This is a genomic window from Kutzneria chonburiensis (assembly GCF_028622115.1).
Taxonomy (GTDB): Bacteria; Actinomycetota; Actinomycetes; order Mycobacteriales; family Pseudonocardiaceae; genus Kutzneria; species Kutzneria chonburiensis.
Map to the genome: position 1 here is coordinate 4,595,178 of NZ_CP097263.1, position 15,095 is coordinate 4,610,272.

Sequence of the window (15,095 nt, forward strand, 5' to 3'; positions counted from 1 at the left end):
CCGGTGAGGGCGTAGCCGCCGAGCAGGGAACGGCCGATCCGGGCCAGGAGCACTACCCGACCCGGATACGGCGTCAAGGCGAAGCTCACGAGCTGAAGGCGGAGTCGAAAGAGGCCTCGGGGGGCTCGATGCGGGTCATGGAACGGACGAAGGCCAAGGCGTCGGGGGCGCCGGTGAGGCGGTCCATGCCGGCGTCTTCCCATTCGACGGAAATGGGGCCGTCGTAGCCGATGCTGTTCAGCATCCGGAAACAGGCCTCCCACGGCACATCGCCGTGGCCGGTGGAGACGAAATCCCAACCGCGCCGGGGATCGCCCCACGGCAGGTGGGAGCCGAGCCGCCCGTTGCGGCCGTTGAAGCGCTTGACGGATTCCTTGCAGTCGACGTGATAGATGCGGTCACGGAAGTCGTAGAGGAAGCCGACGGGATCGAGGTCCTGCCAGACGAAATGGCTGGGATCGAAGTTGAGGCCGAAAGCGGGGCGGTGGCCGATGGCCTCCAGGGTGCGCACGGTGGTCCAGTAGTCGTAGGCGATCTCGCCGGGATGCACCTCGTGCGCATAGCGCACGCCGACCTCGTCGAAGACGTCGAGGATGGGGTTCCACCGGTCGGCGAAGTCCTGGTAACCGCGCTCGATCATCGAATCGGGCACGGGCGGGAACATGGCCAAGGTGTGCCAGATGGACGAGCCGGTGAAACCGACGACGGTGCTGATGCCGAGCTTGGCGGCTGACCGGGCGGTGTCGGCGATCTCGGCGGCGGCCCGCTGCCGGACGCCCTCGGGATCGCCGTCGCCCCACACCCGAGGATGCAGGATGTTCTGGTGCCGCTCGTCGATGGGATGATCGCAGACGGCCTGACTGGTCAGGTGGCACGACAGCGTCCAGCACTGAAGGTTGTGCCGGGCAAGGGTTTCCTTGAACTTCGGAATGTAAGCGTCGTCGGCCAAAGCCTCTTGCACGTCGAAGTGGTCGCCCCACGTGCAGACCTCGAGACCGTCGTAGCCCCAACCGGAAGCGAGCCGGCACACCTCCTCGAACGGCAGATCGGCCCACTGCCCGGTGAACAGCGTCACGGGACGAACCATCACACGCTCCTCAGTGAGACGCCCTGTTGCACGGCGGCCAGCACCCGCTGCACCTGCAACCCCTCCTCGAACGACGGCGAAAGCTCGGTGCCGTCGACCACGCCGGTCACGAAATCCCGCACCTGGTGGATGAAAGTGTGCTCGTAGCCGATGATGTGCCCGGGCGGCCACCAGGCATCCATGTACGGATGCGTGGCCTCGGTGACCAGGATCCGCCGGAACCCGGCGGTGCGGGCATCCTCGGTGCCGTCGTAGAACCGCAGCTCGTTCATGGATTCCTGGTCGTACGACAGGGTGCCGAGCGAGCCGCTGACCTCGATGCGCATGGCGTTCTTACGCCCGGTGGCGAACCTGGTCGCCTCGAAAACGCCGATCGCGCCGCCGTCGAAACGGGCGGTGAACAGCGCGGCGTCGTCGACCGTGACGGGCCCGCGGCCGGAGCCGTCGAGCCGGGGCCGGGAGTCCACAAAGGTCTCCAGCACGCCGCCGACGGCGGAAATCCGTTGCCCGGTCAGGAACTGGGCGGCGTCGATGCTGTGCGCGCCGAGATCGCCGAGCGCCCCGGAGCCGGCGCTGGCGGCGTCGAGCCGCCAGGTCAGCGGGAAATCGGGGTCCACCAACCAGTCCTGGAGGTACTGGGCCCGAACCTGGTGCACGGTGCCGATCCGGCCGTCGGCGATCAGCTGCCGGGCCAGGGCCAGCGCCGGCACGCGGCGGTAGTTGAACATCACCATCGACCGGGCGCTGGACGACTTGGCCGCCTCGGCCATGCGAGCGGCCTCTTCGACGCTGTTGGCCAGCGGTTTCTCGCACAGCACGTGCTTGCCGGCCTCGAGTGCGGCGATGGCGATCTCGGCGTGGCTGTCGCCGGGCGTGCAGATGTCGATCACGTCGATGTCCGGCCGGTCGACCACCGCCCGCCAGTCGGTCGCCGACTCGGCCCAACCGAACTTGGCCGCCGCGGCGGCGACCTTGTCGGCCGAACGGCCGCAGATCACCGCCATCTCGGGCGTCGCCGGCAGGTCGAAGAACCGCCCCGCGGTCCGCCACGCATGGGAGTGCGCCGCCCCCATGAAGGCGTAGCCGATCATGCCGATCTTCATGCCGTCACCGCCGCCGGTCGCTCGCAGGTGCTGCCGATCACCACGGACGTGCCGGTCTCGGCCGCCCGCAGCAGGCATTCCATCACGTCGAGCACGTGATACGCCAGGGCCCCGTCGGTCCGGTGCGGCGTTCCGTCCACTATGGACCGTGCCATGTCCGACACGCCGAAGCCGCGCCCCGCATCCGGGTAGCCACCCAGTACCGGCAGGTCGACCCAGTCGTCGCGGAAGATGCGCACGGTGCCGTCGAAGTTGTTCGGGTCCGGCACGGACAGGCTGCCCTCGGTGCCGTACACCTCGATCCGCGGCAGCTGCGCGCCCCAGATGTCGAAGCTCATCATCAACGTCGACAGCTCGCCACCGACGTGTTCCAGCACACCGGTCACGTGTGTCGCCACGCGTACCGGAAACGTCGTGCCCTCACGAGGTCCGCTGCCGATCACCCGCGTTGCCCTTGGCGCGGAGGACATACCGACCACACGCCGGACCGGCCCCAGCAACGTCACCAACGCCGTCAGGTAGTACGGCCCCATGTCCAGCAACGGACCGCCGCCGGGCTCGTAGTAGAACTCCGGCGACGGATGCCAACGCTCATGCCCGGGCGTCGTCATGAACGCCGTCGCCGCAACCGGAACGCCGATGTCCCCAGCGTCCAAACTGGACCGTGCCGTCTGCACACCGGTTCCCAGCACGGTATCCGGCGCACAGCCGACGGCAACCCCCGCTGCCGCAGCCGCATCCAGCACGGACTTCGCCGCAACCGTGTCGGCCGCCAGCGGCTTCTCGCCGTACACGTGCTTGCCGGCGGCAATCGCCGCCAGGGCGACTTCCGCGTGCGCCAACGGGATCGTCAGGTTGAGGACGATGTCCACATCGGACGCCGTATACACCTCATCGGGCGCGCACGCTGGCACACCCGCCTGCGAGGCCAACGCGATAGCCTTCGAGGCGTCGAGATCAGCGATCCGGGTGATCACGACATTGTCCAGACGCGGCAACGTCTTCACGTACTGGCCACTGATGTTGCCGGCCCCGATGATCCCGATTCTCAACGTGTCGCCCACTGCAACCCCTCGATGATCATCCGATCCACCTCCGGCACGTCGAAGTCGTCCAGCTTGTGGCCGATCGTGGTGACGAAAACCCGGCCGGAACCCCACTTCCGGGTCCATGTCACGGGTAGCGTGGTGCCGTCCTCGACGAAGTCGGTCACCGCCAACACCTCGTTGGCCGGATCGGTGTGCACGTAGTACTGCTCGGTGTGCACGGTGAACTTCGAGCCGCCGGTGCGCACGGTGTACTCGACGAACTCGGCCGGATGGTAGACGAACTGCCCACCGGTCATCTGCTGGTACCGCGTCTCGTCCCGGAAGGAGTCGACGATGCCGCCGTGCCAGCCGGCGAAGCCGGTCCCGGCCCGTACGGCCGCGGTCAGGCCTTCCACCTGGGCCGCGGAAATGGACCCCATGGTCCAACACTGCACGACGAGGTCGGTGCGGGCCAACAACTCGGCGTCCAGATAGCTGTCCAGGCTGTCCGACACGGTGACCTCGTAACCGAGGGAACGGAGCTCCCCGGCGTAGCGGTCGCTGGCCTCCACGGGCAGGTGCCCATCCCAGCCACCGCGAACCACGAGCGCGGTCTTCATGCGCTGCCCCCAATCGTCGGCCGCCACCGGTGCTCGGCGGTGAAGCCCAACAGCGTTCGGCTCAGCTCCAGGGAGAACGGTACGGCGTAGCGCCCCAGCGGGCCATCCATCCGTGTCGCGGGATGAAACATTCGCATCAGCTCGGCCGTCGGGATCAGCGAGGTGGTGTCCGGCGCGGCCACGTTGACCAGCGCGTACCCGTCGACCCGCGCGGTCAGCGCGGCGATCACCGCCCGAGCGGCGTCGTGCGTGTCGATCCAGCTCCACAGCGAGGCACGGTCGGCCCCAGGATCCCGCCGCACGTGGTCGAGGTGGTGCTGAAGCCGTTCCCCGCTGCCGATGAACGGGAATCGCAGGCTGATCACCTCGCAGCCCCACCGCCGGCTCACCGTCTCGGCGACGAGCTCGCCCACCAGCTTGGACAGCCCGTACACGTCGTCGCCGACGTACGGATGGGCCTCGGTCACCGGCGCGAACAGCGGCGACACCGGCCGGGACGACCAGGCCAGGCCGAGCGCGGAAAGGCTTGACACGTACACGATCCGCTTCACGCCGGCCCGGCCGGCGGCGTCCAGCAGATGGAACGCGGCGTCCACGTTGTTGCCGAACACCTCCGGCTCGGCCGCGCTCAGCGGCGACGGCAGCGCCGCAGAGTGGACCACAGAGTCCACTCCGGCCAGCAATGGCTCGACCTGCCGCCGGTCCCGCAGGTCCCCGACATTTCGGTCGTGGGCCAGCACATCATGATCAGCGTCGAGCGCGGCGACGATCTCCGCGCCGAGCATGCCGCCGGCCCCGGTCACCAGTACCCGCATCAGCCCTTCACCGCGCCCTGCAGGCCGTTCACGAAATACCGTTGCAGCAGCACGAAAAGGATGATCACCGGAATGACGATGATCAGCGAAGCGGCCATCAGCACGTTCTCCTGCGGTGCGGTGGACGAGTTGAGGTTCTGCAACGCCAGCGGCAGCGTGTACCGCGACGCGTCGCTCAGGGAGACCCGGGTCAGCACGTACTCGTTCCAGGTCGGCACCGCCGTGAGCAGCGCGATGGTGATCAGCGCCGGCCGCCCGATCGGCAGGTAGATCGACCAGAAGGTGCGCAGCTCGCCGGCCCCGTCGCAGCGGGCCGACTCCTTCAGCTCGGCCGGCACCGTGCGGAAGCTGTTGGTGAGCAACATGATGGACAGCGGGGCGGTGCCGTTGACGAACGGCAGGATGATGCCGGGAAAGGTGCCGATCAGCCCCAGCTTCTGCTGGAGGATCACCACCGGCAGCAGCATCGTGATGCCGGGCACGAACAGCAGCGCCAGAAACATGCCGTAGAGCAGCCGCCGGCCCGGGAACCGCAGTACGGCGAAGGCGTAGCCGGCCAACGAGTAGACGATCAGCACGCCGACCGTGGTCAACCCGGTGACGAGCAGGCTGTTCCCGAAGTAGGTGAAGAAATGCAGCTCGTTCCACGTGTGGGCCAGCGTCGCCAGCGTCGGGTTGGACGGGATCAAATGACCGTCCAACCGCACCTCGGCCGCGTCCTTCAACGCCCCGGACACCATGAGCGCGAACGGATACAGGCTGATCACCGCATACGCGATCAGCACCGCGTACACGAACACCCGGGCCTTCACGCGCGGCTCCGCAGCACTCGAAGGTTGATACCGGCCAACAGCAACGCCACCACGAACAGCGTCCAGCCGAGCGCGCTGGACAGGCCGAGCGTCGGCTTGAACCCGCTGACGAAGGCCAGGTTGTACGACTCCAGCCCCAGCACCAGCGTGTGCCCGCCGGGGCCGCCGTTGGTCATCAGCAGGAAGGTCTGGAAGTCCTGCAACGCATAGCGGAGGTTGAGCATGACCACGGCCCCGGTGATCGGCAGCAGCAGCGGCCAGATGATCGCGGTCATGGTTCGCAGCCCACTGGCGCCGTCGACCCTGGCCGCGTCCACAACGGACTGATCAATGGACTGCAACCCGGTCAGGTACAACAACATCGCCACCGGCACCGAGCCGAGCACCATCACCACGATCAACGTCGGCAGTGCGGTCGACGGGTTGCCCAGCCAGCCCTGGGGCTGGGCGATCGAGCCCAGCCCCAGGTGCCGCAGGATGTAGTTGAGCGAGCCGTCGGGCTGAAGCGCATACGTCCAGGCATAGAACAGCGCGATGCCGGCCGTGACCTGGGGCAGGAAGAACACCGTGCGAAACGCCGCGCGCAGCCGCGTGATGTGGTTCAACGCCACCGCGAGCGGGAAGCCGACCAGCACGGTCAGCACCGGCACCGCGATCATCACGACCAGCGTCCGCAGCGCCGCGCCCTGCACGACCGGCGCGATGGCCGGGTCGCGGTAGATCAGGTCGAGGTAGTTGCCGAACCCGACCCAGGTCCATTGTGGAGTGAAGCCGTTCCACTGGGCGAAACTCAGGGCCAGGCCGTAGCCGACGGTGTAGAGGCCCATCACCGCGAACAGGCCCACCGCCGGCAGCACGAACACATAGCCGGTCCATGCCTCCCGGCTGCGAAAACGCGACGCCACCGGCTACTGCCCGCTGTGCACGCTGGTGTTGTAGACCGCGAGCTGCTGGTTGGTCGCGGCCGGGTCGAGCTCCTTGAGCGGCGACATCTTCACCAGAATGTCGCCGGCCACCTGGATGTCCCAGTTCGAGCCCTTGAACGTGCTGTCGCCCGGATTCCACGCGTGGTCGCCGGTGCCGAACGCCGCCTCCATCGAGCTCAGGTACGGCCCGACCAGCTTCTCCGCGTTGGCCCCGAGATCGGTGCCCGGAAGGTCAAGCGCCGCTTGGGCGAACGCGCCGGCCTGCTCCGGCTGGGTGAGGAAGTCCAACCACTGCAAGGCCGCGGCCCGGTTGGCCGTCTGCGACGACACGGCCAAGCCGGTCAGCGCGAACGGTGCGAGCTTGAAGTCCTTGGCCACGGCGGTTTCCGGCGCCGGGATCGGGAAGGCGAGGATCTTGGCCGGGTCCATGCCGTTCTGCTGGATGGCCGAGATGGTGAACGTGCCGCCGATGTCGAAGGCCGCCTTGCCCTGCGCGAACGCCCGGTCGGCGTCGTCGATGCCGAGGGTCTGCGTGCCCGGCGTCCAGTACGGTGTCAGCTGGTTGTACAGCTCCAACACCTGCTGCCCGTTGGCGCTGCCCCACGCCTTGGACTTGTCGGTGCCGTAAAGGTCATGGAAGGCCTGCGGGCCAAGCAAAGCGAAGGCCAGCGGCTCCATCGCCCAGTCCAGGCCGGTCGACGAGCTCTTCAGGCCGAGGGTGATGCCGCCGTTCTGCGCGTCCTTGCCGTGCGTGGCCGTGAGCCAGGAGATCAGCTCCTGCCAGCTGGCCGGGGCATTGCTCGCGTCGATGCCGGCCGCGGTGAGTTTGTCCTTGTTGGCGTAGACCACGCCGAAGGTGCCGGCGGTGAACGGGATGCTGAGCAGCTGGCCCGTCTTGACGCCGGGATCGGTCGCCTTGGGCTTCAACGAGTCCTGGTACACCTGGTCGGTGATCAGGCCGGTGTCGGCCGTGCCCTTGAGGAAACGGCTCTTGTACTGGGCATTGATGTCGCCGGCCAGGTCGGTGGTGATGCCGGCGCCGCCGAGCACCCGGTCCTCGCCGGCCGCGTGCACCTCGAGCACGTCGGCCACGTTGTGGCTGGCCGCGGCGCTCTGGACCTTGCTGGTGAAGGTGTCGTCCGGCGTGTAGGCGCTGATCTCCACCGTGATGCCGGTCTTGCTCTTGAAGGTCGCCGCGGCCGCCTGTAACGCCTTGACGTGGGTCTGTTTGAAGGTCCACATCGTCAGCGTGGATCCGTCGCCGGCGCCGCTGCCGCCACCGCACGCGGTGGTGACCACGGCCAGTGCCGCCACGACTGCCAGAACTCTTCCGCCGCACCACTTTGTGCCCATGCCGTCCTCCGCCAAGTCGGCTGCCGGGTCGAGTGAGCCAGACCATAGGCGCGGTCGTTTAATAGGTCAATAGGCCAAACTATGTCGGTCCGGTCCCGGTCAGAGCTGGTCTTCGCCGGGGTTGAACATGCTAAAGTGGCCCGGTTCCAGCCACCTGTCTCGAAGGGCATACCGGGATGGCAGCGGCGACCGGCGGCGACAAGCCCCCGCTCTACCAGCAGGTCAAGCACGAGCTGCTGGCCGCGATCGCCGCCGGCGAGTACGCGCCGGGCCGGCCGTTCGTCACCCAGCGGGAGATCTGCGAGCGGTTCAACGTCAGCCACGCGACGGCCGTGCGGGCGCTCAACGACCTGGCCACCGAGGGCTACGTGGTGCGCCGCCGCGGCCAGGGCACGTTCGTCGCCGACCGGCCGCCGGCCGCGTCGTCGCCGCCGGATAAGACCATCGCCTGTGTGCTGCAGAACCAGGGCCCGCACGTCGGCCAGATCCTCACCGGCATCGAGGAGGTCTGCGCCGACCTGGGCTACCGGCTGTTCCTCAACCACTGCGAGAACGACCCCGCGCGCGAGGAAAAGGTGCTGTGGGGCGCGCTGGAACACCAGGTCAGCGGCATCATCGTGTACCCGGCCGAGGGTTCCCTCACGGTCGCGCCGTACGCGGAGGCGCGGCGGCGGGGCGTGCCGCTGGTGATGGTCGACCGGTATCGGCCGGACCTGGCCACCGATGCCGTGGTGGCCGACAACATGGCCGTCGGCCGCGAGCTGACCGCCGAATTGATCGAGTCCGGGCACCGCACGATCGCCACCCTGTGGGACGAGATCGACGTGACCAGCATCCGGGACCGGCTCGCCGGTCACGTACAGGCGTTGCGAGAAAACGACATTCCCGTCCGGCCGGATCTGACTGTGCTGCGCCGCTACCGCGAGCAGCCGACCGAGGCGCGGCGGGCCATGCTCAACGAACTGCTCCACGGCAGCCACCCGCCGTCGGTGTTGTTGTGCTCCAACGGTTACGCGCTGGCCACGGTCGCGCAGGACCTGGTGGCGCTGGGCCTTGAGGTGCCCGGCGACATCGACCTGGCCTGCATGGACGACGCCGGCCCGTTCGACGTGCTGCCGCTGACCGCCGCCGCGATCTCGTTGCCGGCGCGGGACATGGGCCGGCGGGCGATGACGCTGCTGCACGACCGGGTCAGCGGCAAGCCGTCCGAGACGCAGCTGATCGTGCTGCCGGTGACCATCCAGACGAGACAGTCGTCGGCCGGCTACATGCGGATTTCCCGGCTGGAAAAGGGGGCGTCGTGACCGGGTTGCCGGAGGTTCTGCCGCCATGGGAACCGCGTGACTCCGTGCGGGTCACCGCTGTGCGGGCAATTGTCACAGCGCCGGAAGGGATTCCGCTCGTCGTCGTCCGCGTGGACACGTCCGAGCCTGGTCTGTACGGCCTCGGCTGCGCCACCTTCACCCAGCGGTTCGCCGCCGTCGCGGCGGCGGTGGACGAGCACATGGGGCCGTTGGTGGTCGGCCGCAGCCCGGCCGACATCGAGGACATCACCCGGCTGATCCACTACTCGGCCTACTGGCGCAACGGACCCGTGCTGAACAATGCGCTGTCCGGGATCGACCAGGCGCTGTGGGACATCATGGGCAAGCGGGCCGGGATGCCGGTCTACGAACTGCTCGGCGGGCGCGGCCGGTCGGCGATCGAGGTCTACTCCCACGCCGCCGGCGCGACGATCGACGAAACCCTTGACGGCGCGGAAGGCTTGCTGGAACAGGGATATCGGCACGTCCGTCTCCAGGTCGGCGGTCCCGGTCTCGGCACGTACGGCGCACCGGGTACCCTAGGTGGGTATCCGCGGTCGCCGCATCCGGACGGCTGGGACGTGCGGCAGTATCTCCGTGATGTGCCGCGGTTGTTCGCCGCTGCAAGGGAACGGCTCGGCGACGTCAGCCTGATGCACGACGTGCACAGCCGACTGACGCCGAAGCAGGCGATCGTGCTGGCCCGTGCGCTGGAGCCGTACGATCTGTCCTTTTTGGAGGACGTGATCCCGCCGGAGCACTACGACCAGCTGCCGGCCGTGCGGGCCGCTTCGCCGGTGCCGATCGCGGTCGGCGAGCAGGTCGGCTCGGTCATCGATGCCGCCCGGCTGATCAAGGACGGCGGCGTGGACCTGTTGCGCCTGCACACTTCCGCCATCGGCGGCCTGACACCGACGCGAAAGCTGGTGGCCCTGGCCGAGCTGCTGGGCGTACGCACCGCGTTCCACTCCCCCGGCGACATCTCACCGGTCGGGGTGGCGGCCAACCTGGCCGTGGACGTGTCCACGCCGGCCTTCGGCTATCAGGAATCCCACACCTACAACGATGCCACGCATGAGGTTTTCCCTGGCACGCCAGTGGTTCACGACGGTCACCTGACACCGTCGCCGGAACCGGGCTGGGGCGTCGACCTCGACGAGGCCGCGGCGGCCAAGTACCCGCCGACGAAGTTCCTGCACGAACGCTGGTCGGCGCGGGTGCGCCGGCCGGACGGAGGTCTCGAAGCGCCCTGACCCCTGAGGGGACCGCATGCACGACGACCGCAAGGCCGCCGAGGACCGCGTCGCGCGGTTTCTCGCCGAACGGGTCCGTCCGGCCGTGTACTCGGAGCGGATCGCGATGGACGTGTCGCCGCTCCACATCGGCGACAGCTGGGGAATTCCCTGGTCCACCACGAGGTTCTCCGCGGTTGGCCGGATTCCCGCCGGGTGGACCGGCCGTGTGGAGGCCGTCTTCGACCTGGGGTTCGACCTTACTCGAGGTCCTGGCGGCCAGGCCGAGGCGCTTGTCCTTGACGTCGACGGCAATCCGCTCCAGGGCCTGCATCCGTACCATCGAAGCGTGCCGGTCACCGGTCCCGGGGTCCGGCTGGTCGTCGAGGCCGCCGCCAACCCGCCGATCGTCGCCAGCGCCGGCCGGGGCACCCACTACGGCTCGGTGGAGACTGCCGGCTCAGAACACCTTTACGTGCTCCGGCAAGCCGATCTTGCCCTGCGTGACGAGGATGCGTGGCACCTCATGCTCGACGTCGAGGTGCTGTCCTCGTTGATGCACACGTTGCCGTTGGAATCCGCTCGTAGACACCAGATTCTGCGGGGATTGGACGGCTGCATCGATCTTTCCTTCGCCGAAGCGCGCTCGGTGACGTCGAACTTGTTGTCCAGCAGGGCCCACGAGTCCGAGCACACGCTGGTCGCGGTCGGGCACGCGCACATCGACTCGGCTTGGCTGTGGCCGATCCGGGAGACGATCCGGAAGTGCACGCGGACCTTCAGCAACGTGCTGGCGCTGGCCGAGGAGTACCCCGAGCTGGTGTTCGCCTGCTCGTCGGCCCAGCAGTACGCGTGGATCAAGGAGCACCAGCCCGCTGTGTACGAACGGATCCGGCAGGCGGTCAAGGCCGGCAACTGGGTCCCGGTCGGTGGCATGTGGGTGGAGGCCGACGCCAACCTGCCCGGCGGCGAGTCGCTGGCCCGCCAGCTCGTGCACGGCGCCCGGTTCTTCCTCGACGAGTTCGGAGTTGGTCCTGATGGCGTCTGGTTACCGGACTCTTTCGGTTACACCGCAGCCTATCCGCAGCTGGCCCGGCTGGCCGGGGCCGAGTGGTTCCTGACCCAGAAGCTGTCCTGGAACGAGACGAACCGTCTGCCGCACCACACGTTCTGGTGGGAGGGCATCGACGGCACCCGGATCTTCACCCACTTCCCACCGGTCGACACCTACAACTGCGAGCTGACCGGGGCCGAGCTGGCGCACGCGGCGACAACCTACGCGGAGAAGGGTCTCGGCACCACATCGCTGGTGCCGTTCGGTTTCGGTGACGGCGGTGGCGGGCCGACTCGCGAGATGCTGGAGAAAGCCCGGCGGCTGCGGGACCTGGAGGGATCACCGAAGGTGCGGCTCGGTTCGCCGGCCGAGTTCTTCCGGGCGGCCCGGGCCGAATACCCGGACGCCCCGGTGTGGCGCGGCGAGCTGTACCTGGAGACGCATCGCGGCACGTACACCAGCCAGGCCCGGACCAAGCGCGGCAATCGGCGCAGCGAAACGCTGCTCCGGCACGCCGAACTCTGGGCGGCGTCGGCCGCTGTCCGGCTCGGCACGCCCTATCCCTACGACGAGCTGGACGCACTGTGGAAACGCGTGCTACTGCACCAGTTCCACGACATCCTGCCCGGCTCGTCGATCGCTTGGGTGCATCGCGAGGCCGAGCAGGCGTACACGGGGATCCACAGTGGACTGCACGAGCTGATCTCCATCAGCGCCGGCGACGGGGAGTCGCTGCTCAACGCCGCCCCGGTCGAGCGGCGCGAGGTGGTGATCGTCACCGAGCCGCCGCCGGTGGCCGGGCAACGCCTGTCCGACGGCCGTCACGCGGCGTTCGGGCGGGCGCCCGCTCTTGGCGTTGGCGGGTTCCTGCAGTTCAACGCCCATCCGGTGCGCGCCACCGGAACATTCGTGCTGGACAACGGCCTGATCTCGGTGCACATCGACCCAGCCGGGCTGGTCCGGTCGGTCCGTGATCACGCCACCGGCCGCGAGGCGATCGCCCCTGGTGCAGCCGGCAATCTGCTTCAACTGCACCCGGACGACCCGGTGAAGTGGAGCGCCTGGAACCTGGACGTGACCTATCGCCGCAACCGCCGCGATCTCGACGACGCCGTGTCGGTCGAGCTCGTCGACGACGGCCCGCTGCTCGCGGCCGTCCGCGTCGAGCGCCGGACCGAGCGATCCGTTATCGTGCAACATCTTCGGCTGGCCGCGGGTTCGCGGTTGCTGGAGGTCGAGACCGACATCGACTGGCAGGAAAGGGACACGGTGCTCAAGGCGGCCTGGCCGCTGGACGTGCTCGCGCCGGAGATCACCGCCGAGATCCAGTACGGACACGTCAAACGGCCGACGCACGAGAACACGAGCTGGGACGCGGCCCGGTTCGAGGCGTGGGCCCACCGCTTCGTACACGTCGGCGAGCACGGCTGGGGCGTGGCCCTGGTCACCGACTCCACCTACGGCTACGACGTGAGCAGCGACGGCCGGTCCACCACCGTGCGGCTGTCGCTGCTGCGCGCCCCGCACAGCCCCGACCCGTTGGCCGACCAGGGCCGACACAGGTTCCGCTACGGCCTGCGGCCGGCCGCCGATCTCGGCGATGCCATCATGGCCGGCTACACGTTCTCGCTTCCGCTGCGGACGGCGTCGGATCGGTTGCGCGGCAAGCCTTTGGTGTCGGTGGACAACCCGGCCGTGATCGTCGAGGCGGTCAAGCTGGCCGACGACCGGTCGGGCGCGGTGATCGTCCGGCTGTACGAGTCCCGCGGCGGCCGGGCCCGGGCGTTGGTGTCCGCCGACTTCGCCGTGACCACGGCTTTCGAAGCCGACCTGCTCGAACGGCCGTTGCGGCCCATGGCTTCGAGGGGCAGCGCGGTGCCGTTGTCGTTGCGCCCCTTCCAGATCGTCACGCTGCGTTTGGAGAGGTGATCGTGCATCCTGCCCCGTCCCGTGCCGAGTGGGAACGCCTGGCCGACTCGATGCTGTTGGCCGTGCGCCCCTGGGCCACCGACACGCACGCACTGATCCACCTGCCCGGGCCGGTCAGCGTGAGCGGTCGCTGGAGCGACGGGTTGGAAGGCTACGCGCGCACGTTCCTGCTGGCGGCGTTTCGGCTGGCCGGGGCGGCCGGTGACGATCCACACAGGATCGCCGAGTGGTACGCGCAGGGGCTGGCGGCCGGCGTCGACCCGACCAATCCCGACCGCTGGCCCCGGTTCGGCGAGTGCGGGCAGGCCAAGGTCGAGGCGGCGTCGATCGCCCTCGGGCTGCACCTGACCCGGCCGTGGCTGTGGGACCGGCTCAGCACGCGTACCCAGCAGGGGCTGCTGGACTGGCTGGCGCCGATGGTCGGCGACGCCATGCCGCAGAACAACTGGCTGTGGTTCCAGGCGGTCACCGGTGCGTTCGCCCGCAGCGTCGGCGGGGCGTGGAGCCAGGCCGACTTCGATCACGCGATCGAGTCCACGGATCGTTGGCAGGCGGGCGAAGGCTGGTACTCCGACGGCCTGTCCGGCGGCGCGCACCGCAACTTCGACCACTACAGCGGCTGGGCCATGCACTTCTACCCACTGCTGTTCTGCGACATCACCGGCGACGAGGAGCTGGCCCTCCGGTACCGCAATCGCTTGCGGCTCTACCTTTCCGACTACGCGCGGCTGATCGGCGGCAACGGCTCGCCGCTGATCCAGGGCCGGTCGCTGACCTACCGTTTCGCCGCGCTCGCTCCACTGTGGATCGGCGCCCGCTACGACGCCACGCCGCTGGAGCCGGGGCTGACCCGGCGTATCGGCGGACTGATGCTGGACCACTTCCTCAACGCGGGTGCGCTGGATCACGACGGACTGCTGACCTTGGGCTGGCACGGCCGGTTCCCGGCCATCCGGCAGGTGTATTCCGGCCCCGCGTCGCCGTACTGGGCCAGCAAGGGTTTCGCCGGCCTGCTGCTGCCGGCATCGCATGAAGTCTGGACCGCGCCTGAGGTTCCGCTACCGGTCGAGGAGGAGGACTTCGAGTTCTCCCTGCCGGCACCGGGCTGGACCGTTTCCGGCACCCGCGCGGACGGCGTGGTGCGGGTACTCAATCACGGCAGCGACCATATCGACCTCACGGAACTCGCGACCGACGATCCGGCTTACGCACGGATCGCCTACAGCACCCATGCCGCGCCGGAAATGACGCCACCGCTGGACTCCTCGGCGACGCTCGTCGATGCCGACGGTCGGGCCGCGCATCGCCGGCCGCTGACGGCATTGACGCCCGGAGTGTCGCGCAGCCGGGCGCATTGGCCCGCAGATGAGAGCTGGAATCCCTTCCACAGCCCCGAAACCACGTATAGGCTGGGCCCGTGGATCACCGTAGCGTCGGTGATCCACGGTGCCACCGAGGTCCGGCTGGTCCGGGTCGACGAGGCTGCCGAGTGCACCCATCCCGGGCCGTGGCGGCTGCGGATCGGCGGCTGGGCCACGGTTCCCGGTAGTGGGCTGCACTCGTGCCTGGTCGATCTCGCCGGGCTCACCGTCGCCGAAACGGTGGTGGGCAAGGACACCAATCCACTGGGGCCGGTGTCCGAGGTCCCCGTGCTGTTCTCCGCCGACGAGGTCGAGGTCGGCCGGATCTACGCCGCCGCCGTGCATCTCGGCGGCTCCCCGCTGGAAGCGTTGCCGGAACTGGACATCACCGCCGCCGCTGTGGAGGTGCGGTGGCCGGACGGCCGTGTCGACCGGGTGGCGATGCCGCCCGGGTAACTTTACTGGGAGGTC

Annotated in this window: 12 protein-coding genes; 4 read left to right on the forward strand and 8 right to left on the reverse strand. The window is 68.8% G+C overall.

From position 1 onward, the window contains the following. Positions 1-85 precede the first annotated feature (85 nt). From M3Q35_RS20490 to M3Q35_RS20525, 8 genes are read right to left on the reverse strand one after another with little or no spacing between them, the layout of a single operon-like run. A complete protein-coding gene (locus M3Q35_RS20490; RefSeq protein ID WP_273943534.1) occupies positions 86-1,087 on the reverse strand; it encodes a sugar phosphate isomerase/epimerase family protein in 1,002 nt (333 codons plus the stop codon). Beyond that, the gene (locus tag M3Q35_RS20495; RefSeq protein ID WP_273943535.1) at positions 1,087-2,190 is read right to left on the reverse strand and encodes a Gfo/Idh/MocA family protein; all 1,104 of its coding nucleotides are present in this window, start codon (positions 2,188-2,190) and stop codon (positions 1,087-1,089) included. The genes M3Q35_RS20490 and M3Q35_RS20495 overlap by 1 nt, the downstream gene beginning before the upstream one ends. Continuing rightward, a complete protein-coding gene (locus M3Q35_RS20500) occupies positions 2,187-3,254 on the reverse strand; it encodes a Gfo/Idh/MocA family protein (RefSeq protein WP_273943536.1) in 1,068 nt (355 codons plus the stop codon). The genes M3Q35_RS20495 and M3Q35_RS20500 overlap by 4 nt, the downstream gene beginning before the upstream one ends. Continuing rightward, positions 3,239-3,838, reverse strand: coding sequence for a ThuA domain-containing protein (locus tag M3Q35_RS20505; RefSeq protein ID WP_273943538.1), 600 nt, complete (start codon positions 3,836-3,838; stop codon positions 3,239-3,241). The genes M3Q35_RS20500 and M3Q35_RS20505 overlap by 16 nt, the downstream gene beginning before the upstream one ends. After that, complete coding sequence (locus M3Q35_RS20510) at positions 3,835-4,653, reverse strand: NAD-dependent epimerase/dehydratase family protein (RefSeq protein ID WP_273943539.1); 819 nt, start codon at positions 4,651-4,653, stop codon at positions 3,835-3,837. Before M3Q35_RS20510 ends, M3Q35_RS20505 begins: the two co-directional genes overlap by 4 nt. Next, positions 4,653-5,465: a carbohydrate ABC transporter permease gene (locus M3Q35_RS20515; protein ID WP_273943540.1), complete on the reverse strand. Its 813-nt coding sequence runs from the start codon at positions 5,463-5,465 to the stop codon at positions 4,653-4,655. The genes M3Q35_RS20510 and M3Q35_RS20515 overlap by 1 nt, the downstream gene beginning before the upstream one ends. After that, the gene (locus tag M3Q35_RS20520; protein WP_273943541.1) at positions 5,462-6,370 is read right to left on the reverse strand and encodes a carbohydrate ABC transporter permease; all 909 of its coding nucleotides are present in this window, start codon (positions 6,368-6,370) and stop codon (positions 5,462-5,464) included. The genes M3Q35_RS20515 and M3Q35_RS20520 overlap by 4 nt, the downstream gene beginning before the upstream one ends. 3 nt (positions 6,371-6,373) lie before the next feature. Beyond that, positions 6,374-7,705 carry an ABC transporter substrate-binding protein gene (locus M3Q35_RS20525; RefSeq protein WP_273943542.1) on the reverse strand — a complete coding sequence of 444 codons (1,332 nt, stop codon included), beginning with the start codon at positions 7,703-7,705 and terminating at the stop codon, positions 6,374-6,376. A 215-nt stretch (positions 7,706-7,920) separates the two neighbouring features. Here M3Q35_RS20525 and M3Q35_RS20530 point away from each other — a divergent pair, with 215 nt between their 5' ends. Genes M3Q35_RS20530 through M3Q35_RS20545 form a run of 4 tightly spaced genes read left to right on the forward strand, consistent with a single transcriptional unit; the run spans position 7,921 to position 15,080 of the window. Continuing rightward, on the forward strand, positions 7,921-9,048 hold the full coding sequence (locus tag M3Q35_RS20530) for a LacI family DNA-binding transcriptional regulator (protein WP_273943543.1): 1,128 nt from the start codon (positions 7,921-7,923) through the stop codon (positions 9,046-9,048). Then, entirely contained in the window at positions 9,045-10,301 is a 1,257-nt protein-coding gene (locus tag M3Q35_RS20535; RefSeq protein ID WP_273943544.1) for an enolase C-terminal domain-like protein, read from the forward strand. Before M3Q35_RS20530 ends, M3Q35_RS20535 begins: the two co-directional genes overlap by 4 nt. 16 nt (positions 10,302-10,317) lie before the next feature. Beyond that, positions 10,318-13,263, forward strand: coding sequence for an alpha-mannosidase (locus M3Q35_RS20540; RefSeq protein WP_273943545.1), 2,946 nt, complete (start codon positions 10,318-10,320; stop codon positions 13,261-13,263). After that, entirely contained in the window at positions 13,260-15,080 is a 1,821-nt protein-coding gene (locus M3Q35_RS20545; protein WP_273943546.1) for a DUF2264 domain-containing protein, read from the forward strand. The genes M3Q35_RS20540 and M3Q35_RS20545 overlap by 4 nt, the downstream gene beginning before the upstream one ends. Positions 15,081-15,095: the final 15 nt, after the last annotated feature.